Here is a 22,735-nt window from a genome sequence, read left to right on the forward strand (position 1 = left end):
TAGATCGCGATTCCGTACCAGGAATAGTCGCAAAATAGGCTGTAGGATTACCTGTGCGGCAGCGCAAAATTCAACCGTTCCGTATTCACCACATGTTGATCCACCCGATCAATATCCACCGAACTCTGCCCTTTTTCATTAACCGCTTTTATGTTCGCGAGCGACAACAGCGTCTCGTTTTTGGCCATAAACTTCCCACGCACGTCTTTGCGCAAGTCGAAATTCATCTTAAGCGCTGGTCCCGTCGCTGACTCCTGCATCACGTTGATATTACGCAAGAAAAGATGCTGTGGCTTGTTGTGCAGCTCAAGCGTTGCCCGCTGCATGTTGACGTTGGTAATGGCGACAAACGACGTGGCATTGCCGGAGGAAATCTGTATCCCGCGCAGCTTATAGGCAAGCTGTCGGTTATCCAGGCGAATATCGTTAAGTTTGAAGTTTTGCGGTATCGACAGATAATCGCCCTTGATCACGCCATACCCGATTAACATTCCGGCGCTGTTCACCATATCGACATTATCAATAACGAAATTATCACAGCCATAAATAGCTACCGTCGCGTTATCAATGCCGGCCTTTTTACTGAAGTCAGGGGTAATATTGCTGGCCTTGATATTACGGATCACAAAGTGTTTACCGTTTTCAACATGGACCAACTGCCGACAGTTGCTGCCGGTGATATTTGCCACCACGAAGTTTTTAACGGTCTGCTGTTCCGGATAGTCATTGTCGTACGTGCTGCCAGCCAGCCCAATGCCTATGCCCCAGTTGATCTTGCCGTTTGTGCAGTTGATGTTATCGATCACGTGGTCAGAGATCAGGATGTTACGGTCGTTAATCGCCACGTTCCATTCAATCGCGTCACCCTGCAAATGGCTGAATTTGCTGTTGGTAATGCGCGCACCGTCCACCTGATTATGGAAACCCTGGCGCAGAATGGCGTAGTTGGCCTGGCTCACGGCAATGCGATCGATAAGCAGGTTACGCATCACTCTCGGCTTTTTACCGCCGATGTAGATCTGGGTGACGGGGCCGAAGCCGCTCATCGCCAGCCCTTTAATGACACAGTCGGAGCCACGCACGTCCAGCGTAATGTTATGCGTGCGCCCCTCTCCTTCCCCAATGACCTTACAGCCTTCCTGGAGCACAAACCGCCCGCGGCCGTTGCCCTTCAGCGCACCGCGGATCAGCAGGGTTTTGCCATCAGGAATGAAAATGCCGGTATTGATGTTTTCACAGGTTAACCCGGCGGGAACAACAACGGTATCGCCCTCAGTAAATGCCTGCTTAAAGGCGGCGATCCAGTCGTTATTGTTGTAGCGATCGACAGAAACCGTCTTCCCGGTTGCCGCCCGCACAGCGCGGGGCGACAGCAGCGGCATGGCAGCCAGGACGGATAAAGAAGAGACAAATCGGCGTCGGGTAATCTTTTTCAGCATACAACCTCAGCGTTACAGCGTTTGCAGCAGGCTCGCTAACTGGCGATTAATCACCTGCTGATTAAATTCTGCTTCAACTTTTTGCCGCGCATTTTGCAGCACAGGGATCAGCGTCTGCTGATCGATATCACTGAACGCAGCCAGACGATCCGCCAGCGCCAGCGCATTGTTTTCAGGGACCAGCCAGCCGGAGTGTTCAGAGGTGATCAGCTCAGGGATCCCGCTGTGCAGGGTCGAGACCACCGGAATGCCGACCGCCATCGCCTCCATCAGCGCCACGGGAATACCTTCCATATCGCCGTCGGCGCCGGTTACGGAAGGCAGCAGGAACACATCCGCATCATCAAGCATGGCTTTCACTTCGTGGCTCGGCTTGAAGCCCGGCATCTCGACCACGTCTTCCAGCTGATACTGTTCAATCAGCGTGCGCAGGCGACGCTCCCACGGCCCGATGCCCAGGATGCGGTAGTGGAAGTCCACTCCGCGCGCCTTCAGCTGACGACAGGCTTCGATGGCTACGTGCAGCCCTTTCTTTTCGGTCAGGCGGGCAACAGAGATAATTTGCAGCGGCTTGCCCGGCACCTTGACCGGTCGCTGAGTGAAACGTTCCATATCCACGCCCATGCGTGAAACGGTGATTTTCTCGCTCGGGCACCCCATGGTTTTCAGGCGTCCGGCCCACAGGTTGCTTATTGGCAGCATCATGTCGCCACGGCGAAACAGCTGCTGATATTCCGGCGTGTAGTGGTTCAGTACTTCCCGGCTGGAGATGTCGATACCGTGGAAAATGGTTGCGATTTTGCCGTCAATCACCCCCAGCTCACGCAGTTTTGCCGCAGTGACGCCCGCCGGGCCAAAGTGGGCGATAAAGACATCGGCCCGGTACGGCTGGGCCGTTTGCCCGCAAATGGCGGAAAGGATCAGGTTGCGGGCCTCCGCCCCATAGCGCGACATATTCAGCGCCCGCCACGTCGAGGCGCGATGAAGGCCGCGCAGCGTCTGGCTGGCGCGATGGCGCAGTTTGTTCATTCGTCCGGCGGGTTCATCCTGCAACCAGCGGGTTTTCGCCTCCAGCCCATACCGGGTATACGCCGCATGGGTGTTTTGCGTATCGCCCTTTTGCAGGGCGATAATCTCCACGTCATACCCCATATCGATAAACGCGGTGATTTGGTTCAGCACAAAGGTTTCAGACGACAGCGGAAATTTCAGTAAGAAGAAACCAACCTTCATTTCCCCTCCCGGACGCGGTCGAGTACGGATTTCACCATGCCAATACCTTTTTCGCGTTCGGCTTTTACCGCCACCGCCAGACGTTCGTTGATCGCAGGCAGCTGGCCGAGCGTGTCGCCCACCATCGCACCCAGAGATCCGTCCAGCAGATGACGAATATCAACGGCCATTTCCGGCATACCGAGCTGCTGCATAATGCCCGCGGACTTGTGCTCGTAGTTAATGGCGATGGCTGGCGTGCCGAAGTTCATCGAGATAATGGCCGAGTGCAGACGCGTGCCCACGGTCAGGTCGCAGGCGGAGAGCAGCTTGCCCATCTCCAGATCGTTCAGCTCGTCCATCACCACGTGATAGCGGGACGGATCGTTCACCAGGTTGCGCAGGTTGAGCGCCACCATACGGTCATCTTTGTTGTAGCTGTCGATACCGGTACAGGTGGAAAGCGCCAGCACCTGGTAACCGCTGTCCAGCACGCGGTTCACCACATCGGCAAAGGCTTTCTCGTACGCCGCCTGGGTCGTGCCGAGGCGTTTATCGAACGGCGCAAGTTCACGCAGGGTAATGGCGACGGTTTTCTGCTTTGCCGCCACGTCCAGCCAGTGCTGTACCGCGTAGCTGGCCTGGAAACTGTCATCCTGATGATCCACCAGCCAGGCGGTGTCCACACCGTGCTCCACTTTGGTGGTGTCGATTTCACTGCGCTTCATCATGTCGAGGCTGACCGATTCACGCAGGATCAGCGCGTCGCAGTGGCCGAAGACATAGTTCGCCAGCTGGTTAAACTGCGGATCCTGGAATGGCCCGACGCTGTGGCCGATCATAAACAGCGGCTTTTTCGCCATGAACGTACAAAGTGCATGCTCAAACTGCGGCACGCCGTAAAGATCGACGAAGAACGAACCGCCCACCTGAATAATGGCGTCATAACCGGACAGCAGACGAACAAAATCGGTAAAGCCCTGCGCGATGGCAATGTTGCGCAGCTTGCCGGTGTCGGTCACGCGAGAAAGCAGCACCTGATGCTGGTAGCGGCGACGCAGCACTTTCTTCACGCGCCCCATCACGCCCGCGGCGTTGTTGTGCTGTTTCATCTGGCTGTAGAGCGGGTCGCCCATCACCGGGCGGTTCAGTAACCAGGATGAGCTGACCGGATAACGGCTCATCACATCCACTTCAGTCTCAGGCTTAAGGGTGTTAATTGCATCCAGTAAACCGCGCAGGATGGCGCTGTCGCCACGGTTGCCGCAGGTATGGTTGCCAAGAATAAGTAATTTCATAATGGCCTCGTAAAATTAGCCTGCGCGAAGCAGCGTTTTCATTTTTTCGTTACGGCAAAACTGGCGCTTCATCTCGACCACCAGCGCATTGCGTGACAGCACAATCATCACGGCGAACGCCAGCGCGCCTGCCGCGACCTGCACCGCAAGCAGCGCCGCCAGCGGCAGATGCCCGTTGAGCACCACGCCCAGGCCGTAGCTCACCGCAAGCGTCGGTAAGGAGAGATAGAACGGCAGCCACAGGCTGAGGATGTACTGACGGTAGCTGGAGCCCAGCACCGGTTTGATCATCACGAAGTAGCTCAGCACGGTATTGACGATTTGCACCAGCAGGAAGCCGAGCGTCACGCCAATGGCGCCCGCCATGTGGCCGCCAACAATAATTGCCGGAATAAACAGGAAGGTTTTAAACACGTTGAACTTGAAGCTGATATCCACGCGCGCCTTCGCCATTAGCAGAGAACCAATCGGATTCCCCACCGAGCGCAGCAGCCCCACGACGCACAGCAGTTGCAGGATCGGGATGATGCTGTTCCACTTCTCGCCAAACACCAGCGGTACGAAATTGCTGGCAACCACCATCAGCCCCAGCAGCACCGGGAAGTTGATGATCCCCACGACGGAGAGCAGCTTGTAAAAGTTCACGCGCAGCTTTTCGGTATCGTCCTGAATTTTGGCGAACGCCGGGAACAGCACGCGGGTAATGATAGGGTTGAGCTTCATCGGCGGGACAACCGCGACGTTATACGCCAGGTTGTAGCCACCCGCGACGCTCGCGCCCAGAATACGCGCCAGCACCAGCGTGGAGAGGTTAGTATTCACGTAGTTGATAATGCTATCTGCCGTCAGCCACGCGCCGAAGCGCAGGTTGGATGAAACAGACGCCAGCGAAAAATGCAGCCCCGGGCGATAAATCTTACGGCCAAAGAAGCCAAACAGCAGCGTGCGCACGGCAGAGTTAACCAGGTAGCCGAGGATGGCGGTCATCGCCAGCGGCCAGAAATGGGCGCTGACCACGGTGAAGGTAAAGCCCGCCAGCACGGCGCTGGTTTCAATCATGCCGATTTTGTTGAACTCCAGCTCTTTCTGCATCAGCGCGCGGAACTGCTGCCCGTGCGGGATCACCACGAAAGCGAACGACAGGGTGCGCATCAGCGGCGCCAGGTCCGGGTTATGCAGCACGCCGGCAATCACATTGCTCAGCAGGAACACCAGCACAAAGACGAAGATACCCAGCCCGACGTTCAGCCAGTAGAGGGTGGTCAGCTCCAGATGGCTGATCTCTTTGCGCTGGATAATGGAGTTGGCGATACCAAAGTCCGACAGCGTATCGGCCAGGGCGATAATCACCAGCGAGACGGTCAGCAGACCAAACTGGTGGTTATCGATAATGCGCGCCAGCACCGTCATCTGCACCAGGCCTAGGCCAATGATGACTATGGTGGCCATGGCTGACCATTTCGCGCCGCTGATGGTTTTTTCTCGTAAGCTCATCTTAGTACGCCGCTTTGTTCACGAAGCCTTTGAAAATGGTCAGAAAAACAATCTTGATATCGAACCAGAGGCTCCACTCGCGGATGTACTCCAGATCGAACTCGATACGTTTTTCCATTTTTTCCAGCGTGTCGGTCTCGCCGCGCCAGCCGTTGATCTGCGCCCAGCCGGTGATGCCTGGCTTCACCTTATGGCGCAGCATGTAGCCTTCAATCAGGGTGCGGTACTGCTCGTTATGGGCCACGGCGTGAGGACGAGGCCCGACGATGGACATCCCGCCGGTGAACACGTTGATGAACTGCGGCAGCTCATCGAGCGAGGTACGGCGCAGGAAGTTGCCCACGCGGGTGACGCGCGGATCGTTCTGCGTCGCCTGGGTCACCACCTTGTCGTTCTCCATCACCTTCATAGAGCGGAATTTCCACACCATGATCGGCTTACCGTCCATGCCGTAGCGGGTCTGACGGAAGATGATCGGCCCCGGCGAGCTGAGCTTCACCGCCAGCGCAATACAGCACAGCACCGGGGAGATGAGCAGCAGGATCAGGGACGAAAGCACGATATCTTCCACGCGCTTCAGCACGCGGTTAATCCCCGACAGCGGCGTGTCGTACAGTGGAACAACCGGTACCCCGTTCACCTCTTCAATACGGGAGTGGAGAATATTGAAGGTGAAGACATCCGGGATGAGGATCACCGAGCAGGTGGTATCCGCCAGCTCGCGCATCAGTTTCTTGATGCGGGATTCATCTTTCATCTGCATGGCGATGTAGACGTTATGAATTTTGCCGGCTTTCGCATCGTCAATAAGCTGTTCGTAGTTACCTGCCCAGTCGGACGGCACGCCACCGGGCTTCGCGTCGTGATAAATCCCGACCACTTCAAAACCTAACCACGGCTCTTTGCGGAAGCTGTCGAGCAACACCTGTCCCACCGGCAGGTCGCCCGCCACGGCAACGAAGCGACGGTTATACCCGCGGTTGCGCAGCCAGCCCGCGCCAAAGCGGATCAGCGAGCGACAGACCACCATGCCAATGCTGGTTAACAGATACCAGCAGAGATAGGTCACAAGACGGTTATCAAAATCATGGCTGAACGCCACCAGCCCTGCGCTGAAAACCAGGCTTAAGGTCCAGTTCTGGAGCAGCAGCATCAGTTCGGTGGTCATTTTGACGCCGCGCCATGAACGATAAAAATCGGTCATGCCGCCGATCATCTGAAACACCACCAGCGCAATCAACGCCATCAGCAAGTGCATGTATAAGAACGACTGCCCGCTGACCCAACACACCGCCCACAGTCCGCCGACCATGATGGTGATATCAGAAAAACGCTGCACCATAGAGATTAACGATGCATTCGTTCTCGCTCGTTCGCGCTTTTTTAGATTTGTCATCGTTGTTCCTTTAGTTCTAAACCTTACCCCTCGCCCCTCACCCCGGCCCTCTCCCCAAAGGGGAGAGGGTGTTCAAGTTCCCTCTCCCCTTTGGGGAGAGGGTTAGGGTGAGGGGTAAGGTTTTCTTTTTACTGATTCAACAGCGCCAGAATGTCCTTCGTTCGGGCTTCCATCAGCGCGGTATCGGCGCGGGACTCCACGTTCAGGCGCACCACCGGCTCGGTATTGGAGGAGCGCAGGTTGAAGCGCCACTGCGGGAACGCCATGCTGATACCGTCGGTACGGTCAATCTCCAGCGCATGAATGGCAAAGTGGTGTTCTACGCGGGCAATGGCCTCAGCGGGCTGCGCCAGTTTGCTGTTGATCTCGCCGCTCGCCGGGAACGCCGCCATGCGGTCGCGCACCAGTTCGCCGAGGCTCTGCCCTTTCAGGCACAGCAGCTCGGTCAGCAGCAGCCACGGGATCATCCCGCTGTCGCAGTAGGCAAAATCACGGAAATAGTGGTGGGCGCTCATCTCGCCGCCGTAGATGGCGTCTTCCTCGCGCATACGCTCTTTGATAAACGCGTGGCCGGTTTTGGACATCACCGGCTCGCCGCCCGCGGCCTTCACCACGTCGACGGTGTTCCAGGAAAGACGCGGATCGTGAATGATCTTCGCCCCCGGGTTTTTCTCGAGGAACGCTTCCGCCAGCAGGCCAACGATGTAGTAGCCTTCGATAAACTGCCCTTTCTCGTCGAACAGGAAGCAGCGGTCGAAATCGCCGTCAAAGGCGATACCCATATCGGCGCCGTGCTCGATCACCGCGTTGCGGGTGTCGTCGCGGCACTCCGGCAGCAGCGGGTTAGGAATACCGTTCGGGAAGTTGCCGTCTGGCGTGTTGTGCACTTTGACGAAGGTCACCGGCACGTTCAGCGCCTTAAAGCGGGCTTCAAGTGCATCGACAACCGGGCCTGCCGCGCCGTTGCCGGAGTTAATCACCAGCTTCAGCGGTTTGAGGTTCGCCACGTTGATGTAGCCCAGCAGGTGGTCGATGTACTCTTTTTGCAGGTTAATCTGCTTATAGCTGCCGCGTCTGGCTTCATTTACCGGCGGGAAGTCGTTGGCCTCGGCCAGACGCTGCACGTCACGCAGGCCGGTGTCGCCGCTGATAGGACGCGCGCCCTTGCGTACCAGCTTCATGCCGTTGTAGTCCATCGGGTTATGGCTGGCCGTCACTTCGATACCGCCGTCCACGCCCAGGTGGAAGGTGGCAAAATAGATCTCTTCGGTACCGGAAAGGCCAATGTCCAGCACATCGACGCCCGCGTCCTGTAGCCCTTTCGCCAGCGCCAGCTTCAGGGATTTGCTGGTCAGACGCACGTCGCCGCCCAGCACGATAGTTTTTGGTTTCAGGTATTCGCCGTACGCGCGGCCGATGCGCCACGCAATGTCTTCGTTCAGCTCTTCGCCCAGCTTGCCGCGAATATCGTAGGCTTTAAAACAGGTTAATTTTTCCATGATGACCCCTTTTTCAGGCAACAGTTGGCCCTGACCATGTAATGGCCAAATTTATTTTTGTCATTCGTAGGCCCGGTAAGCGCTGCGCCACCGGGCATGATGCGGAGTGCTACACGCGCCCGTAGCGATCCTGGAAGCGGATGATGTCGTCCTCTTCCAGATAGGAGCCGGAACGCACCTCAATTAAGTCGAGCGGAATTTTCCCCGGGTTTTCCAGACAGTGCGTGGCGCCCAGCGGAATATAAATGGACTCGTTTTCACCGAGCAGCTTCACTTCACCGTCGATGGTCACTTTGGCGGTCCCCGCCACCACCACCCAGTGTTCGGCGCGGTGATGGTGCATCTGCACCGACAGCCCTTCTCCCGGCTTCACGGTGATGCGTTTCACCTGATAACGCTCGCCAGCGTCGATGGAGTCATATTTGCCCCACGGGCGGTAAACTTCACGGTGAATATGGTGTTCGTGGCGGCCATCGGCCTTGATCTTCTCCACCACTTTTTTAACGTCCTGCACGGCATTACGGTCGGCAATCAGCACCGCGTCTTTGGTCTGCACGACCACCAGATCCTTCACCCCTACCGTAGTGACGAGGCCAGATTCGGCGTAGACGTAGCTGTTTTCCGTTTTGTGGCTGATCACATCCCCGTGATGGACGTTACCCTCCGGGGTATGCGCGCTAATCTCCCACAATGACGACCAGGAGCCGACGTCGCTCCAGCCCGCATCCATCGGTACCACTACCGCATCTGCCGTACGTTCCATCACCGCATAGTCAATGGACTCTTCCGGACAGGCGAGGAAGGCTTCTTCGTCCACGCGGATAAAATCGAGATCCGGATCCACCACCGCCATCGCTTTTTCGCAGGCGCGTAAGATATCCGGGCGATATTTTTCCAGCTCTTCCAGGTAGCGACCGGCGCGGAACAGGAACATACCGCTGTTCCAGTAGTATTCCCCGCTGGCGACGTACGCCTGCGCGGTTTCCAGATTCGGTTTTTCGACAAACTGCGCCACGTCAAAGGCCACGCTGTCGCCTTCACCAGGCGTAACGCTGCCGCGGCGAATGTAGCCATAGCCGGTTTCCGGGAGATCCGGCACGATGCCGAAGGTCACCAGCTTGCCGTTCTCAGCGTAAGGAATCGCGGCGCGTACCGCATCGCGGAAGGCCTCTTCCTGCTGGATGACGTGGTCAGCCGCCAGCACCAGCATCAGCGGGTCGCAGTCCGGGCTGCTGCGTTTTGCCGCCAGCGCCGCAAGGGCAATGGCAGGCGCCGTGTTGCGTCCGGCAGGCTCCAGAATGATATTTTCGGTCAGTTTGTTCAGCTGGCGCAGCTGCTCGGCAACGATAAAGCGGTGCTGTTCGTTACAGATCACCACCGGGCTTTCACACTCCACGCCGTGCAGACGGTTAACCGTCGTTTGCAGCATGGTGAGGTCGCCTTTCAGGCACAGAAATTGTTTTGGATAAAGCACGCGGGACAGTGGCCACAACCGGCTCCCGGATCCACCCGCCATTACGACCGGATACAAAGTGGTTTGACTCATGATTTATCCCCGTATATCTGCAATAAATTGGCTCAGCACGTTCTCTTTCTCGAGCGTGCGTTCGGCATATTCACGTGCCACCGTGTTCTCTTTTGGCATGGCGAGTGCCTGCTCAATTCCGGTCACCAGCGCAGGAACCGATTCCGGCTCCACGCAAACGGCAATGCCCGGGTAGCTGTTGCACAGCTGGCCTAATTCTGTTGCGGCTTCTGCCGTAATCACCGCGTTTCCGCCCACTGCCAGAATGTTGGTCAGCTTGGACGGCAGCACCGCATCCGCCGCGCCGCGTTTTTGCACCACCAGATGGCAATCCGCCATTTTCAGCAGCGCGGGCAGCGCGTCATAAGACTGAAGCGGGAAGAAGCGGATGTTGGTCAGTCCGCGCTCGCTGGCCATTTTTTCCAGCCGCGCTTTACCGCCGCCCTGCCCGACTATCACGAACATCCACGGGTGTTCGCTCAGCTGAAGCGCGGCGTCAATCACGCTCTCCAGCCCCTGTTTTTCGCCGATGTTGCCTGAGTAAAGAATGATTTTTTGCTCAGCAGGCAACCCGAGCTGCGCGCGTAACGCCTGCGCATCCTGGTCTGTCACATCGCGGAAGCGCGCCACTTCGGACCAGTTCGGAAAGAAGATCACTTTTTCCGCCGGGACGCCCTTCTCCTGCGCCTTGTTCATCATCGAGCGCGAAATGGTCGAGACGTAATCCACGTTGTGCAGGCCGCTGCGCTCAAAGGCGCTGGCGAGCTTCGCCACCTTGCCGCCCTTGCCTTTCCCGGCCATCCCCAGCCCGAGCATGGCGTCCACTTCATAATCCTGAATGTGCAGCAGGGTGCGCGCGCCGGAGAGTTTGCCCAGCAGGCGCATGCCTGGCGTGCAGAACAGCGTCGGCACCACGCCGATGATGCGATCCGGCTTCCAGCGACGCTGCGCCATCAGCGGGAAGAAACTGCTCAGGGCAAAGCTGCCCAGATGAATTAAACGTTTCAGCGTCGAGGGCTGTTTCGGCACGTAGAGCGGGCAGCGCCAGACGGTCGCGGCGCCCTCTTCGCGGCGGTAGCGCCAGCTGGAATAGCGTTCGCCTACCTTCCACTCCGGGTAATACGGCGGGGCAGTAATCACCCGCACGTCATGTCCCTGGCTCGCCATCCACTCGACCATCTCGCCGGTGTATTTCCCGATACCGGTAAGCTCCGGCGAGTAGTTAATTCCGTAGACGAGGATTTTCATAGACCTGGCACCTCGGCCTGACGTTCCGCAAGGAAGTACGCCCGACTGTTGTCATGGACGTTGTCGCTTGCCAGCAGCGCCTCTGGCGTTAACCAGCGGTAATCGTCATGCTGAGAATCAGGCAGACGCAGGTCTGCCTCACTCACCTTCAGGCGGAACCCCAGCACGATGTAGTGCGTGGTGAACCCGGTGCCTGAAAAGTTATCGTCATAGAAGTGCTGCCAGACCCCGTAAAACTGGCCCGCTGCCATCGGCAGTTGCAGGCCCAGTTCCGCCAGAGTGAGACGCTCAAACGCATCGGTAAGCGTCTCATCCTTCTGCACGCGCCCGCCGGGCACGAACCAGAAGCCCTGTGCAGGACGATTGGTTCGTTTCCCCAGCAAGAACTCGCCGCGTTCGTTCTCCACGATCAAATCAATTGAGATCAGCGGAGTGGAACGCACTACCGTGGCAAAATCTTCCTGACTTAAAAACATCATTACCCCCGGAAGCGGTGCTGGTTTTCCAGGAACCACTGGTAGGTGCTGGCCAGCCCCTGCTCCAGTGAGACCTCGTGATACCAGCCCAGCTGATGCAGACGGGTCACGTCCAGCAGCTTGCGCGGCGTGCCGTCCGGTTTGGTGGCGTCAAACACCACGCGTCCTTTGTAGCCCACCACCTGCGCGATGGTCTGCGCCAGCTCGCGAATGGTGCAGTCCACGCCGGTCCCGACGTTAATGTGCGACAGCATCGGCTCGGTGTTTTCCTGCCACACCTCGCGATCCAGCTCCATGACGTGAATGCTGGCCGCCGCCATGTCGTCCACGTGCAGGAACTCACGCATTGGCGTACCGCTGCCCCACACCACCACGTCCGGGGCGTTCTCGGCAGTCGCCTCGTGGAAACGACGCAGCAGCGCCGGGATCACGTGCGAATTGCTCGGGTGGAAGTTGTCGTGCGGTCCGTACAGGTTGGTCGGCATCACCGAGCGATAGTCGCGGTTATACTGACGGTTGTAGGATTCACACAGCTTGATCCCGGCAATTTTGGCAATCGCATACGGCTCGTTGGTGGCTTCAAGCGTGCCCTGCAACAGTTCGCTCTCGGCGATCGGCTGCTTCGCCATTTTCGGGTAGATACAGGATGAGCCGAGGAACAGCAGTTTATTCACGTTGTGCAGATGCGCCGCGTGAATGATGTTGCTCTCAATCATCATGTTCTCGTAGATGAAATCCGCCGGGTAGGTGTTGTTAGCGACAATGCCGCCCACCTTCGCCGCCGCCAGATACACCTGGTCGATACGTTCGCTGGCGAAGAAGTCCTGCACCGCAAGGCTATCAAGCAGGTTCAGCTCGTCGCGGGTGCGAACAATCACCTCAACGTCGCCGCGCTGTTCCAGCTGGCGAACAATCGCGGAACCCACCATTCCGCGATGACCGGCGACAAAAATACGTTGTTTTGTCATTCTCAGGACTCCAGCGCGATGGCAACCTCGTAGCCATGAGACTTGAGCAGGGAGTGTTTTTTCGCTGCTTCAAGATCTTTGGCCACCATCTCGGATACCATTTCTTGCAGGGTGGTTTCTGGTTTCCAGCCCAGCTTCTCGTGCGCTTTGGTTGGGTCGCCCAGCAGGGTTTCCACTTCAGCAGGACGGAAGTAACGCGGATCAACCTGGACAATCACGTCGCCTGGCTTCACGCCCGGTGCGTCGTGGCCGGTCACGGAAACAACGATACCCTTCTCTTCCACGCCGGTGCCTTCGAAGCGCAGCTTGATGCCCAGCTGTGCCGCAGCCATCTCAACGAACTGACGCACGGAGTACTGCACGCCGGTCGCGATCACGAAGTCTTCTGGCTGTTCCTGCTGCAACATCATCCACTGCATTTTCACGTAGTCTTTCGCATGGCCCCAGTCACGCAGGGAATCCATGTTGCCGAGGTGCAGGCAAGACTCCAGGCCCTGAGCGATGTTGGCAATCGCGCGGGTGATTTTGCGGGTCACGAAGGTTTCGCCGCGACGCGGAGATTCGTGGTTGAACAGAATGCCGTTACAGGCGTACATGCCGTAGGATTCACGGTAGTTCACGGTGATCCAGTAAGCGTACAGTTTCGCCACAGCGTACGGAGAACGTGGGTAGAACGGCGTGGTTTCTTTCTGCGGAATTTCCTGCACCAGACCGTACAGCTCAGAGGTAGATGCCTGGTAGAAGCGGGTTTTCTTCTCAAGACCAAGGAAGCGAATCGCTTCCAGCAGACGCAGCGTACCCATCGCATCCACGTCAGCGGTGTACTCCGGGGACTCGAAGGAAACCGCAACGTGGCTCATTGCCCCCAGGTTGTACACTTCGTCCGGCTGTACTTCTTGCAGGATGCGGGTCAGGTTGGAGGTATCGGTCAGGTCGCCGTAATGCAGATGGAATTTCGGGTTTGCCGCATGCGGATCCTGGTAAATGTGATCGACACGCTCGGTGTTGAATGAAGAGGCACGACGCTTAATACCGTGAACTTCATACCCTTTTTCCAGCAGCAATTCTGCCAGGTAAGAACCATCTTGTCCGGTAACGCCGGTGATGAGAGCGACTTTAGACATGTTTATATTCCTCTGTACTTATCAAAGTTTTTCAGTTTCAACGCGTTCGCGTATCACCACTGCGGGGTTGCCACGGCAAATTTTATTTGCCGGAAGCGATTTAAAAACGCTGCTGCGGGCACCGACTACCGTGCCATCACCAACAGAAACACCGGGTGCAACAAAGACGTCTGTTGCCAGCCAGCATTTTTCACCGATCACAACAGGCGAAGCGGTAATATCAAAATGCGGGCTCATAAAATCGTGGCTGCCGGTGCACAAATAACACTTCTGTGAAACCACCGAATTTGCGCCAATCGTAATCTCGCCAAGGGTATATAACACCGCGTCATCCCCAACCCAGGCGTAATCCCCAAGCGTTAATTTCCAGGGATAAGTAATTTTCACCGAAGGTCGAATGACTACGTTTTTTCCTATTTTTGCGCCAAACAGACGCAGTAAAAATGCGCGCCAGCGGTACAGTATTTGCGGCGACCAGGCAAATAACGTTGCCTGCACAGCCCACCACAGTTGAACTTTAATACCGCTCCCGCCCCGAAAACCTTTCGGCACGGAGAATCCATTTAATTCCTGCATTACGTTTCCTTATATCTCAGGCTTTGTTATATAAGGCTTTCGCTTTACCCGTCGTTTTCAGACGTAAGAAATAAGATAATTCCGCCCAGAACCCCGGCACGCGTAATATTTTACGCTGCACGTTTTTGGCATCCTGGCACAGTTCCAGATTATTCGAGGTTGACACGCCACCCATTGAAAATTCAGATACCAGTCCTTTAATTCGACGGAACGGGTAGCCAGATTTGTACAGGCTGGCCGCCAGGGCATAATCTGATGACACTTTATAGCGCAAATCGTAAGGCTGTTTTTTCAGGCCGCTCATTGGGAAGAAAATAGCCTGATGGCTGGCCGGCAGGCTGTGGTAGATATACCAGCCTGGTTTCGCGCCGCGCAGCACTTTTTTCCCCTCGCCGAAATCAAGCAGCGCATCACCAATAAACATGGCATCTTCTTTCTGGCGCGCCAGCTGACGGGCAAACAGCGCCACATCTTCATGGAACACATCGCCGGAATTGAGGAAGATCGCGTAACGCCCCTGCGCCATGTTGATGCCTTTATTCATGGCATCGTAAATACCTTTATCTTTCTCGCTGATGTAACGTAAGTTGAACTCACCGTTGAGTTTTTCCAGGAACTCCGCCGTGCCGTCGTTCGAGCCGCCATCGACCACGATCCACTCAAAGGTGAGGCTCGGATCGCGCGCCAGGTTGCGCAGCGAGCGCCAGGTTTTTACCACCCCTTCGTAGTTACGAAAGGCGACAGTAATGACGCTAAGAAACATAAATCACCTCATTTCGTCATACGCTCGTAATATTCAGCGCTTTGCGCAAAATAAACGGACATACAATTAAGAATGCATATTCCGGGCTAAATATTGACCCGGTAAAAAACAACGACACCGGTGTGAACAGATAAAGTTGCACGCGAAAGTTCTGGTTATCACCAAACGCGTTAATCATCATTTTGAAAACTTTAAACAGATACCACAGTGTCAACAGTACGGCGAACCAGGAAAAATAGATAATTAACAGATACAGACCATTGTCTATGGTTTTACCGACATCCGCACCGTTAAAGATTCCGAATGATGCAACATATTCGTAAAGTGAGCCGAATCTTACTACGCCATCAATATGGGTTAAGGAATAACCCACCATCACCAGTGGACCAATGATGCGATAATAGGACGACGAACCTTCCGTTCCCAAATCACCCAAACGTTCAGAAATGTACGGAAACGCAAATATTACGCCCACTAAAAATACCGTCAGAGAGATTATCGCCAGCGGCAGTTTTTTCTTAATCGCCTCTTTGTTCAGGTACTGGAACGCCCACTCCAGCAGGTAAAACAGAATAAACGTCATTACCCCGGAGAACGACCCTGACAGAACGATTCCTGCAAGAATCATAGCATCGGTCTTGGGGGTTTTGATACCGAACTGTTTGATGCTGAGCCAAATTGAGATTAATGCCAGAGCAAAAAACGCCGGTTCAAAATAGAGCGCGGTTGTACGCTTGCCACCAAACTTAATGAAGTTCAGTACATAGCTGTTACTGTATATAAGATATTTCGAAATTATTTCCATCAGGCTACTGCCGCCTGTGAGAATAATTTGCGCCATCTCCATTGCCGCAAGCACAACAATCAGCCCGACGACAATATAAAAGAACCTGAGGATTTTCCTATAATTGTGCGGAGAAATAGTTTTAAAGCGAATACTCCACACCATGCCAATAATGATAACGATATAAACAAACAGCATGGTGGAGGTGACATATTTGCTGGCGTCCAGCGACTGACCAAAGATGTAGTTAAACGCCGTCAGACCAAACCCGATGCCCAGCGCAATCATCAGTTTTTTGAGGTTAAGCTTGTCAACGTAAAGCAACAGCAGAACCGGCAGGAAGGTGACGATAGTGATCGGGAAGCTTTCACCGAGCTGGGCAATCTTAACGTTGACCAGCAGGTAGATCAGCGGCAGCAGCAGATAACTACAGATTCTGATAGAACGAGACATACTCCTCCAGCATCTGTTGTCCACTGTACGCTTTGCGGCTACGGTTGCGGAACGATTCCAGGTCCGTGCCAAAAACAGCCTGCGCGATATCGGCCTTCGACAACTGCACCAGCGGCAGCACCTCATTTTCACTGAAGGTTTTACCGCCGGATTTCTCCAGCACTTCCCGCGCGGCGTCGCTGTGGGTGGCAATCACCGGTACGCCGATGGAGAGCGCTTCGCACAGGATCAGCGGGTAGTTGTCCACGCGGGAGCTGAACACCAGCGCGTCCATACCGTTCAGCGCGCTCATCAGTTTGCGCTTGTCGGTTTCAAACCCGTGGTTCACCACGTTAGCGCCATCAAACGGCGAGAATTTGCCAAAGGTATGCAGCTCAATTTTGTCGCCGAGCGCCATCATGTCGCGCACCAGCTGCTGGTTGGTTTTGCCGTCGTAGCGCAGGTCATGGGCGACGACCGCAATTTTCGGCTTACCGGGGGTAACGGCTACGGGCATCAGTTCGGCCAGGATCGCTTCCGTTGCCACATCAATACCGTTGTTGATGATCTGGCAGCGCCCTGCTCCGTACAGGCTATTAAAAGCGTCCGCCACGTGCTGGCTTGGGGAGATAAAGGTGCAGCCGAGCGAGAGCATATCGCGGAACAGCTGACGCTTACCCTCAACCAGCTGATGCGCGCGATCGACCTTCACAGGCGGGTAGTTGCTGAGCGTAGGGCATTTCTGGCAGTTATCTTTCCAGCCTTCGCAGCCGTCGGTAAAGGCGCAACGTCCGGTCACGCTCCAGTGGTCGTGCAGCGTCCAGACAAATCGGGTATCCGGCTTGTGCGCCTTCACCTTGCCACAAAACGCCACCACCTCTTCCAGATTCAGCCAGTAGCTGTGCAGCACGTGGAAGTGCAGCACAACCGGGCCGCGAGTGCGGGTGACGGTGCGGTAGAGATTATTCAGGTTGCCGAACAGGTCGCGGTTAAACAGGCGGAACAGCGCAATATTGGCGATGGAGGTCAGACGTGGCGTCTGCTTCAGCACCTGCGGATAGTTATCATGGCTGACGCTTTTCTTGCCGCCTTTACCGTAACCGTAAACAAAGCGCGACTGGAGTCCTTTTTGCAGCGCGCGCTGGTGCAGATCCAGCGCTACGCCTGCCGCCCCGCCCTCTGCGAGGCGTACGTTAAATTGCAGAATGTTCATTTAATCACCTTCACGCGGGCTTTCTCGCCCACCACCAGCGCGTTGTCCGGAATGCTGTCCAGCACCACGCTGCCTGCGCCAATCGTCACGTTATTACCCACGGTAATGTCCCCGATCATCACCACGTTGGCGCCCAACTCGACGTTATTGCCAATCACCGGGCAAGCCAGGCTGTCTGGCCCGCGGTTGCCGATTGTCACCCCGTGGCGAATGGTGAAATCATCACCCGCGACGACGAACTTGTTGATGACCACCGCATAGCCGTGATGAATGGTAAAGCGGCGGCCAATGGTGGCAGCGGCCTGAATTTCATAGCCAAAAAAGCATTCGGTGATGATGCGGTACAGCACCAGCACCGGCGCGGCCCAGATATTGTTCAGCACATTTTTTTTGCGCCACACCGAGCAAAAGTGCGCAATACGGTAGGCCAGAACCATGCAGCACGGGCGCAGGCTCCAGCTGTTAGCGCGGCAATCTTCCAGAAACATTATTTCCCCCGAAGCCCGTCAGCCAGACGCTTGCCGTTACGTACCGACAGCAGCGTCAGCAGCGTGCGCCAGTTCATGCGCTTATTACGGATCTGATACAGGGTGAAGAGCTGATACTTCCGGCTGGCACGGTCAAACTTGTCCTTGTGCTTGCGGTAAAAATGGAAGTAGCCCGAGAATTTCTTCGGCGACGAGGTGATTTGCATCTCCCCGTGATTGATGTGCAGGATCTGCGTGGCCTCTTCCACCTTCCACGGCTCGCCGTACTCCACCACCATCCGCAGGAAGATGTCGTAATCCTGCGCGGCCTTCAGCTCGGTATCGAACAGGCACTCCTTAAAGCGCCATGCCCAGGTAAACACCTGATTGCCGATAATGTTGCGCTTGTAGAACAGGCGGCGGGAATACGGTGATTTCGGATACAGCGGCAGGCTGGCCGGCTGCGAATAGACCTCGCCCTGGCAAACATAGTCATTGGCATACAGAAACGCGTGGGTCACCAGCTGCGCTTTGTGCGACAGGAAGATTGACAGACGGTTTGGCGTCCATTCGTCATCGTCGTCGATACCGGTCAGATACTGCCCTTTCGCCTGCATAATCGCCTGGTTGCGCACCGCACACGCCCCGGAGTTGATGGCGTTGTGAGTGTACACCACGCGCGGGTCGTTCAGGTCTTCAACAAACTTTTGCAGTTGTTCGTAAGAGGAGGAACAGTCATCCACGATAATCAGTTCCCAGTTATCGTAATCCTGACGCAGGACCGATTTAATCGCGCGGATCGCCAGCTGCTGACGATTCCATGTCGGCATATAGATAGAAATCAAAGGGCGTTGTGTGGTCATGGTCTTCCCCTTATCCCTCACCCCGACCCTCTCCCGGAGGGAGAGGGAGAAAAGCTGCACCATGCAGTCCTCTCTCTCCCCTGGGGAGAGGGTTAGGATGAGGGGGATTATTATTTACTGTCAGACTTGTATTCGTACTCGTAGTAGCCGTAATCCTGATACCCGGTCGCGCGGCGGAAGATGGAGTTCAGAATGACCCCCTTCACCTCAATACCGTTTTGCTCAAAGCGGCTAAGGCTGGTTTCCACTTCCTTCAGGGTGTTCACCGCATAGCGTGCGACCATCAGCGTGGTGCCCGCATGACGCCCTACCACGGCAGCGTCGGTGACCGCCAGAATTGGTGGGGTATCGATCAGCACCAGGTCATAGTTTTTGCTCGCCCACTCAATCAGCTGCGTGAAGCGCTCGCTCATCAGCAGTTCAGACGGGTTCGGCGGCACCTGGCCACGCGGGATCAGGTCAAATTTCGGAATCGACGTCGGCTTGGCGCTCTCGCTGATTTCCCCTTTACCGAGCAGGATTTCCGACAGACCGTTAACGTTGTTGGTCCCCAGCAGCTCATGGGTGTAGCCCTTACGCATATCGCAGTCGATCAACAGCACGCGCTTGTTGGTCTGGCTCACCACCGCCGCCAGGTTGGCGCAGACGAAGGTTTTACCGATTGACGGGCTGACACCGGTCATCATCAGGACGTTGTTTTTGGCCTGCATCATGGCGAAGTGGAGGCTGGTACGCAGGCTGCGCACCGCTTCAATCGCCAGGTCAGTCGGGTTACCCACGGCCAGCAGCTGGCTCTGTTTGTAACGCTTGACGCCCTTAACGGTTTTGACGCTGTCACGGGACTTCTGCCACTCTGAAAGCGGGATGCTGGCGTACACGCTGATCCCGTTCTCTTCCAGCACCTGCGGGCTTTCGATACCGCGGTTGAACAGCGAGCGCAGCAGCACGCCGACAATGGAAAGCATCAGGCCGAGAATAATGCTGCCGAGGATAATCAGCGCTTTCTTCGGCTTCAGCACGCCCGGCTGGGTAATCGCCGGGTCAACGATACGCACGTCGCCGACGGTGCTGGCTTCGGTGATTTTCAGCTCCTGCTGTTTGTTCAGCAGCTGCATGTAAACCTGCTGGCCGGATTCCACATCACGCGTCAGGCGTACAATTTCCTGCTGCGTCTTCGGCATCGCGGTCACGCGGTCATTCAGCTTCGCCTTCTCTTCTTCCAGGGTACGACGTTTCTCCAGCAGCGTGCGGTACGCCGGGTGACGTTTGGTATAGAGCTTGGAAATCTCCGCCTCTTTGAAGGTCAGCTCGTTCAGCTGCGCATCAATATTCACCATGGAGTCGAGAACCGATTTCGCCTCCAGCGGCAGATCGACGGAATCCTTGTCCTGACGGTACGCGTTCAGCTTGTTCTCAGCGTCATCCAGACGGGCGCGCACCTCCGGCAGCTGTTTACTGAGAAACGCCAGGCTTTTTGCAGCTTCCGCTGACTTACGCTCAACGTTCTGCTCCAGATAGTTGCGGGTGATGCTATTGAGGATGTCGCGGATTTGATCCTTGTCTTCACCGGTGAAGGTCATGCTCAGGACGCCGGTGTCCTTGCCGTTTTCGGTGACGGTCAGGTTGTTTTGCAGGTTGTTGATCATCCCGAGCGTCGAGAATTTGGTGACCGTAAACTCCCCGCCCTCATGCGCCTGAATTGCGCTGACCTTGATGCTGACGCCCTCTTTGGTCAGCATCTGCCCCACCTCGCCGCGTGCGCTGAAGCCCGCGTCGCTGGTCAGCTGATACTGTTTTGGTCCCAGCACTGTCAGGGTAAAGGTTTGGTCCCCTGCCCCTTTTGGGATCACGAAGTCGGTCACTTTTACCGTATCGTTACTGCGCCCCATCAGGCGATCCCAGCCTGCGCCAAATACCGGGAAGGTGTTTTTGGTGACCGCGATATCCAGCCCCAGATCGTGAACCGTTTTGCCCAGTACCAGGCGCGACTGGATCAGCTGAATTTCGGCTTCCGATGCCGGCGGCTTGTTGGCCAGCGCCGAGCCGATATCCTGAACCAGCGAGTTTCCGGTATTTTGTTCGATCTGCACCAGCGCGTCGGCGCTGTAAATAGGCGTCGCGAACAGCGTATAAACGATCGCCGCCACGGCAAAGATGGCGGTAATACCCAGCACCCACCATTTCGCTTCAATAACGGTCCCGACCAGGCGACCGATATCGATTTCATCACTGCCCGACGTCGGGGCGGCAGAAGGTCTTGTTTTTTCTGTCATTGTTATCCCTGCTGAGCTTTCAGTGCCTGCGCCCACTGACGGGCAGACTGGTCTAGTAAGGTGTATACCGCCTCAAAGGCCTCGCGGCTCTTGCGATACGGATCGGGAATTTCGCGCTCACCATCCCAGTGACCAAACAGCATCACCTTGCCGCGCATCTCCGGTGCGATATCGCACAGCGCGTGAATGTGGCGTTTTTCCATCGCGAGGATCAGGTCATATTCCCGGCACATCCGGCCAGAGACCTGACGGGCAACGTGCCCGTCGAGTGAGAGGTTATGCTCAAGGGCAACGCTTGCGGCACGTTCGTCGGCACCTTTTCCGACCAGCGCGCCCAGCCCTGCGGAGTCGACCGTTAACGCAGGCTGGTAATTTTTCAACAGCCTTTCAGCCGTGGGGGAACGGCAAATGTTCCCCACGCACACCACCAGAATTTTGTTAAACATCGCGGCTTACCAGTTATGAACGTCGCTCGCCGTATCCGTCATGTAGCGAACGCCACTGATGGTAGGCAGCAACTGGTTGATCAGACGGTTCCAGCGGGCAACCGGCGCGGTGGTGACATAGACCACATCGTACGGCTGGAGACGGAACGACGTTGCCATGACCAGGGACGTCGCGTCGGACATATCCAGCTGGTAGATGTTGGCAATCTTGCCCTTCGCGTTCTCGCCTTTGATAGGACGGATCACGAAGATACCGCTGGCGTTGGAGGCGGTCAGATCGATGCCTTCCGCATTGCCCAGCGCTTCGGTCAGGGTCATACCGCTGAAGTCCATCTTGAGGGTGCTCTGTTTCTTCACTTCACCCATCACGAACACTTTCAGATCGTCGTTGCGCGGCACGTACAGAATATCGCCCGGATAAAGGAGGCGGTTCTGGGTCAGGTCACCGTTTTGCATCAGCGCCTGAAGCGAAATGCGCTGCTCTTTGCCGTTGTGGGTCAGCACCACGTTGCGCCAGTCAGCGCCGTCGGTTAAGCCGCCTGCGGCATTGATCGCATCGAGAACGGTGAGCGGGACGTTAGTGATCGCCTGCTGGCCGGATTTATTGACCTGGCCAGAGATATAGGCTTTCTGGGATCGGAACGCGGCGATATTAACGTCCACCTGCGGGTCAGCAATGTACTGCGCCAGGCGGCCGGTAATATCACTACGGATCTCAGCAAGCGTTTTGCCCGCGACGTGCACTTTGCCAATGTAGGGATAGAACATGGTGCCATCGGACTGTACCCAGTTACCGGTGTCACTTGAGCTACGGTACTGGCCCGCAGGCGTGGTCAGTTCAGGGTGATCCCAGACGGTCACATTAATGACGTCACCCGGACCCACGCGATACTGGTAAGAGGCAATTTCCTGGTCCAGAGACATATTTGGCTGAGCAACATTTGGACGTGGGCGTAATTGTTCCACCAGACGTGGGGTTAATGGATACACATTCACCATTTTGTCGAGATCAAAATCAGCATCCTGCTGTTTAATCACATCCTTGCCCATTGTCGACATATTGCTGCCGGGAAAGACCGTGCAACCACTCATCAAGGTCACAGACACCAATAATGGCATCAATTTCATTTTGGATTTCATCATTGATTATTTATCACTTTGGCAGAGTAATTATCCTGTGCAATTAAAATAAGCGCGGGTCGTGGTGACAATCAGAATGCAGTTAATCATTTAGCAATA

The 22,735-nt window shown here is 55.9% G+C and carries 20 protein-coding genes; all 20 read right to left on the reverse strand.

Going from position 1 to position 22,735, the window contains the following annotated elements; translation table 11 throughout:
• Positions 1–47: 47 nt before the first annotated feature.
• Entirely contained in the window at positions 48–1,439 is a 1,392-nt protein-coding gene (gene wcaM, locus LOC22_RS02570; protein WP_103270033.1) for a colanic acid biosynthesis protein WcaM, read from the reverse strand.
• Positions 1,440–1,451: 12 nt separating this feature from the next.
• Complete coding sequence (gene wcaL, locus LOC22_RS02575; protein WP_032609659.1) at positions 1,452–2,672, reverse strand: colanic acid biosynthesis glycosyltransferase WcaL; 1,221 nt, start codon at positions 2,670–2,672, stop codon at positions 1,452–1,454.
• Positions 2,669–3,949, reverse strand: coding sequence for a colanic acid biosynthesis pyruvyl transferase WcaK (gene wcaK / locus LOC22_RS02580; RefSeq protein ID WP_006811234.1), 1,281 nt, complete (start codon positions 3,947–3,949; stop codon positions 2,669–2,671). Before wcaK ends, wcaL begins: the two co-directional genes overlap by 4 nt.
• Positions 3,950–3,964: 15 nt before the next feature.
• Positions 3,965–5,443: a colanic acid undecaprenyl disphosphate flippase WzxC gene (gene wzxC, locus LOC22_RS02585; protein ID WP_230239332.1), complete on the reverse strand. Its 1,479-nt coding sequence runs from the start codon at positions 5,441–5,443 to the stop codon at positions 3,965–3,967.
• A gap of 1 nt (position 5,444) precedes the next feature.
• Positions 5,445–6,839, reverse strand: a complete 1,395-nt coding sequence (gene wcaJ, locus LOC22_RS02590; protein ID WP_006811236.1) for an undecaprenyl-phosphate glucose phosphotransferase — start codon at positions 6,837–6,839, stop codon at positions 5,445–5,447.
• A 128-nt stretch (positions 6,840–6,967) separates the two neighbouring features.
• Positions 6,968–8,338: a colanic acid biosynthesis phosphomannomutase CpsG gene (gene cpsG, locus LOC22_RS02595; protein ID WP_230239333.1), complete on the reverse strand. Its 1,371-nt coding sequence runs from the start codon at positions 8,336–8,338 to the stop codon at positions 6,968–6,970.
• A 109-nt stretch (positions 8,339–8,447) separates the two neighbouring features.
• The gene (gene cpsB / locus LOC22_RS02600; RefSeq protein WP_017383276.1) at positions 8,448–9,884 is read right to left on the reverse strand and encodes a mannose-1-phosphate guanyltransferase; all 1,437 of its coding nucleotides are present in this window, start codon (positions 9,882–9,884) and stop codon (positions 8,448–8,450) included.
• A 3-nt stretch (positions 9,885–9,887) separates the two neighbouring features.
• Positions 9,888–11,111, reverse strand: a complete 1,224-nt coding sequence (gene wcaI, locus LOC22_RS02605; protein WP_022651482.1) for a colanic acid biosynthesis fucosyltransferase WcaI — start codon at positions 11,109–11,111, stop codon at positions 9,888–9,890.
• On the reverse strand, positions 11,108–11,587 hold the full coding sequence (locus LOC22_RS02610) for a GDP-mannose mannosyl hydrolase (protein WP_065186924.1): 480 nt from the start codon (positions 11,585–11,587) through the stop codon (positions 11,108–11,110). The genes wcaI and LOC22_RS02610 overlap by 4 nt, the downstream gene beginning before the upstream one ends.
• 2 nt (positions 11,588–11,589) lie before the next feature.
• Positions 11,590–12,555 carry a GDP-L-fucose synthase gene (fcl, locus tag LOC22_RS02615; RefSeq protein WP_032671736.1) on the reverse strand — a complete coding sequence of 322 codons (966 nt, stop codon included), beginning with the start codon at positions 12,553–12,555 and terminating at the stop codon, positions 11,590–11,592.
• A gap of 2 nt (positions 12,556–12,557) precedes the next feature.
• Positions 12,558–13,679, reverse strand: a complete 1,122-nt coding sequence (gene gmd / locus LOC22_RS02620; RefSeq protein WP_003863514.1) for a GDP-mannose 4,6-dehydratase — start codon at positions 13,677–13,679, stop codon at positions 12,558–12,560.
• Positions 13,680–13,700: 21 nt separating this feature from the next.
• The gene (gene wcaF / locus LOC22_RS02625; RefSeq protein ID WP_015572376.1) at positions 13,701–14,255 is read right to left on the reverse strand and encodes a colanic acid biosynthesis acetyltransferase WcaF; all 555 of its coding nucleotides are present in this window, start codon (positions 14,253–14,255) and stop codon (positions 13,701–13,703) included.
• Positions 14,256–14,271: 16 nt separating this feature from the next.
• Positions 14,272–15,018, reverse strand: coding sequence for a colanic acid biosynthesis glycosyltransferase WcaE (gene wcaE / locus LOC22_RS02630; protein ID WP_003863510.1), 747 nt, complete (start codon positions 15,016–15,018; stop codon positions 14,272–14,274).
• Between the two features lie 16 nt (positions 15,019–15,034).
• Positions 15,035–16,255 carry a colanic acid polymerase WcaD gene (gene wcaD, locus LOC22_RS02635; protein WP_003863508.1) on the reverse strand — a complete coding sequence of 407 codons (1,221 nt, stop codon included), beginning with the start codon at positions 16,253–16,255 and terminating at the stop codon, positions 15,035–15,037.
• A complete protein-coding gene (gene wcaC / locus LOC22_RS02640) occupies positions 16,230–17,447 on the reverse strand; it encodes a colanic acid biosynthesis glycosyltransferase WcaC (protein ID WP_032669515.1) in 1,218 nt (405 codons plus the stop codon). Before wcaC ends, wcaD begins: the two co-directional genes overlap by 26 nt.
• Positions 17,444–17,935, reverse strand: coding sequence for a colanic acid biosynthesis acetyltransferase WcaB (gene wcaB, locus LOC22_RS02645; RefSeq protein ID WP_003863505.1), 492 nt, complete (start codon positions 17,933–17,935; stop codon positions 17,444–17,446). The genes wcaC and wcaB overlap by 4 nt, the downstream gene beginning before the upstream one ends.
• Positions 17,935–18,777: a colanic acid biosynthesis glycosyltransferase WcaA gene (wcaA, locus tag LOC22_RS02650; protein WP_017383272.1), complete on the reverse strand. Its 843-nt coding sequence runs from the start codon at positions 18,775–18,777 to the stop codon at positions 17,935–17,937. Before wcaA ends, wcaB begins: the two co-directional genes overlap by 1 nt.
• Positions 18,778–18,887: 110 nt before the next feature.
• Complete coding sequence (gene wzc / locus LOC22_RS02655; RefSeq protein ID WP_015572374.1) at positions 18,888–21,050, reverse strand: tyrosine-protein kinase Wzc; 2,163 nt, start codon at positions 21,048–21,050, stop codon at positions 18,888–18,890.
• A gap of 2 nt (positions 21,051–21,052) precedes the next feature.
• On the reverse strand, positions 21,053–21,496 hold the full coding sequence (gene wzb / locus LOC22_RS02660; RefSeq protein ID WP_003862078.1) for a low molecular weight protein-tyrosine-phosphatase Wzb: 444 nt from the start codon (positions 21,494–21,496) through the stop codon (positions 21,053–21,055).
• Positions 21,497–21,502: 6 nt separating this feature from the next.
• On the reverse strand, positions 21,503–22,639 hold the full coding sequence (locus LOC22_RS02665) for a polysaccharide export protein (protein ID WP_003862079.1): 1,137 nt from the start codon (positions 22,637–22,639) through the stop codon (positions 21,503–21,505).
• Between the last annotated feature and the right edge of the window lie 96 nt (positions 22,640–22,735).

The sequence above is a fragment of the Enterobacter sp. AN-K1 genome (assembly GCF_020971765.1).
In the GTDB taxonomy this organism is placed as follows: Bacteria; Pseudomonadota; Gammaproteobacteria; order Enterobacterales; family Enterobacteriaceae; genus Enterobacter; species Enterobacter hormaechei_C.

Coding starts and splice junctions, on each gene's coding strand:
- wcaM (WP_103270033.1), bottom strand. CDS start 1,439: ATGCTGAAAAAGATTACCCGACGCCGATTTGTCTCTTCTTTATCCGTC.
- wcaL (WP_032609659.1), bottom strand. CDS start 2,672: ATGAAGGTTGGTTTCTTCTTACTGAAATTTCCGCTGTCGTCTGAAACC.
- wcaK (WP_006811234.1), bottom strand. CDS start 3,949: ATGAAATTACTTATTCTTGGCAACCATACCTGCGGCAACCGTGGCGAC.
- wzxC (WP_230239332.1), bottom strand. CDS start 5,443: ATGAGCTTACGAGAAAAAACCATCAGCGGCGCGAAATGGTCAGCCATG.
- wcaJ (WP_006811236.1), bottom strand. CDS start 6,839: ATGACAAATCTAAAAAAGCGCGAACGAGCGAGAACGAATGCATCGTTA.
- cpsG (WP_230239333.1), bottom strand. CDS start 8,338: ATGGAAAAATTAACCTGTTTTAAAGCCTACGATATTCGCGGCAAGCTG.
- cpsB (WP_017383276.1), bottom strand. CDS start 9,884: ATGAGTCAAACCACTTTGTATCCGGTCGTAATGGCGGGTGGATCCGGG.
- wcaI (WP_022651482.1), bottom strand. CDS start 11,111: ATGAAAATCCTCGTCTACGGAATTAACTACTCGCCGGAGCTTACCGGT.
- LOC22_RS02610 (WP_065186924.1), bottom strand. CDS start 11,587: ATGTTTTTAAGTCAGGAAGATTTTGCCACGGTAGTGCGTTCCACTCCG.
- fcl (WP_032671736.1), bottom strand. CDS start 12,555: ATGACAAAACAACGTATTTTTGTCGCCGGTCATCGCGGAATGGTGGGT.
- gmd (WP_003863514.1), bottom strand. CDS start 13,679: ATGTCTAAAGTCGCTCTCATCACCGGCGTTACCGGACAAGATGGTTCT.
- wcaF (WP_015572376.1), bottom strand. CDS start 14,255: ATGCAGGAATTAAATGGATTCTCCGTGCCGAAAGGTTTTCGGGGCGGG.
- wcaE (WP_003863510.1), bottom strand. CDS start 15,018: ATGTTTCTTAGCGTCATTACTGTCGCCTTTCGTAACTACGAAGGGGTG.
- wcaD (WP_003863508.1), bottom strand. CDS start 16,255: ATGTCTCGTTCTATCAGAATCTGTAGTTATCTGCTGCTGCCGCTGATC.
- wcaC (WP_032669515.1), bottom strand. CDS start 17,447: ATGAACATTCTGCAATTTAACGTACGCCTCGCAGAGGGCGGGGCGGCA.
- wcaB (WP_003863505.1), bottom strand. CDS start 17,935: ATGTTTCTGGAAGATTGCCGCGCTAACAGCTGGAGCCTGCGCCCGTGC.
- wcaA (WP_017383272.1), bottom strand. CDS start 18,777: ATGACCACACAACGCCCTTTGATTTCTATCTATATGCCGACATGGAAT.
- wzc (WP_015572374.1), bottom strand. CDS start 21,050: ATGACAGAAAAAACAAGACCTTCTGCCGCCCCGACGTCGGGCAGTGAT.
- wzb (WP_003862078.1), bottom strand. CDS start 21,496: ATGTTTAACAAAATTCTGGTGGTGTGCGTGGGGAACATTTGCCGTTCC.
- LOC22_RS02665 (WP_003862079.1), bottom strand. CDS start 22,639: ATGATGAAATCCAAAATGAAATTGATGCCATTATTGGTGTCTGTGACC.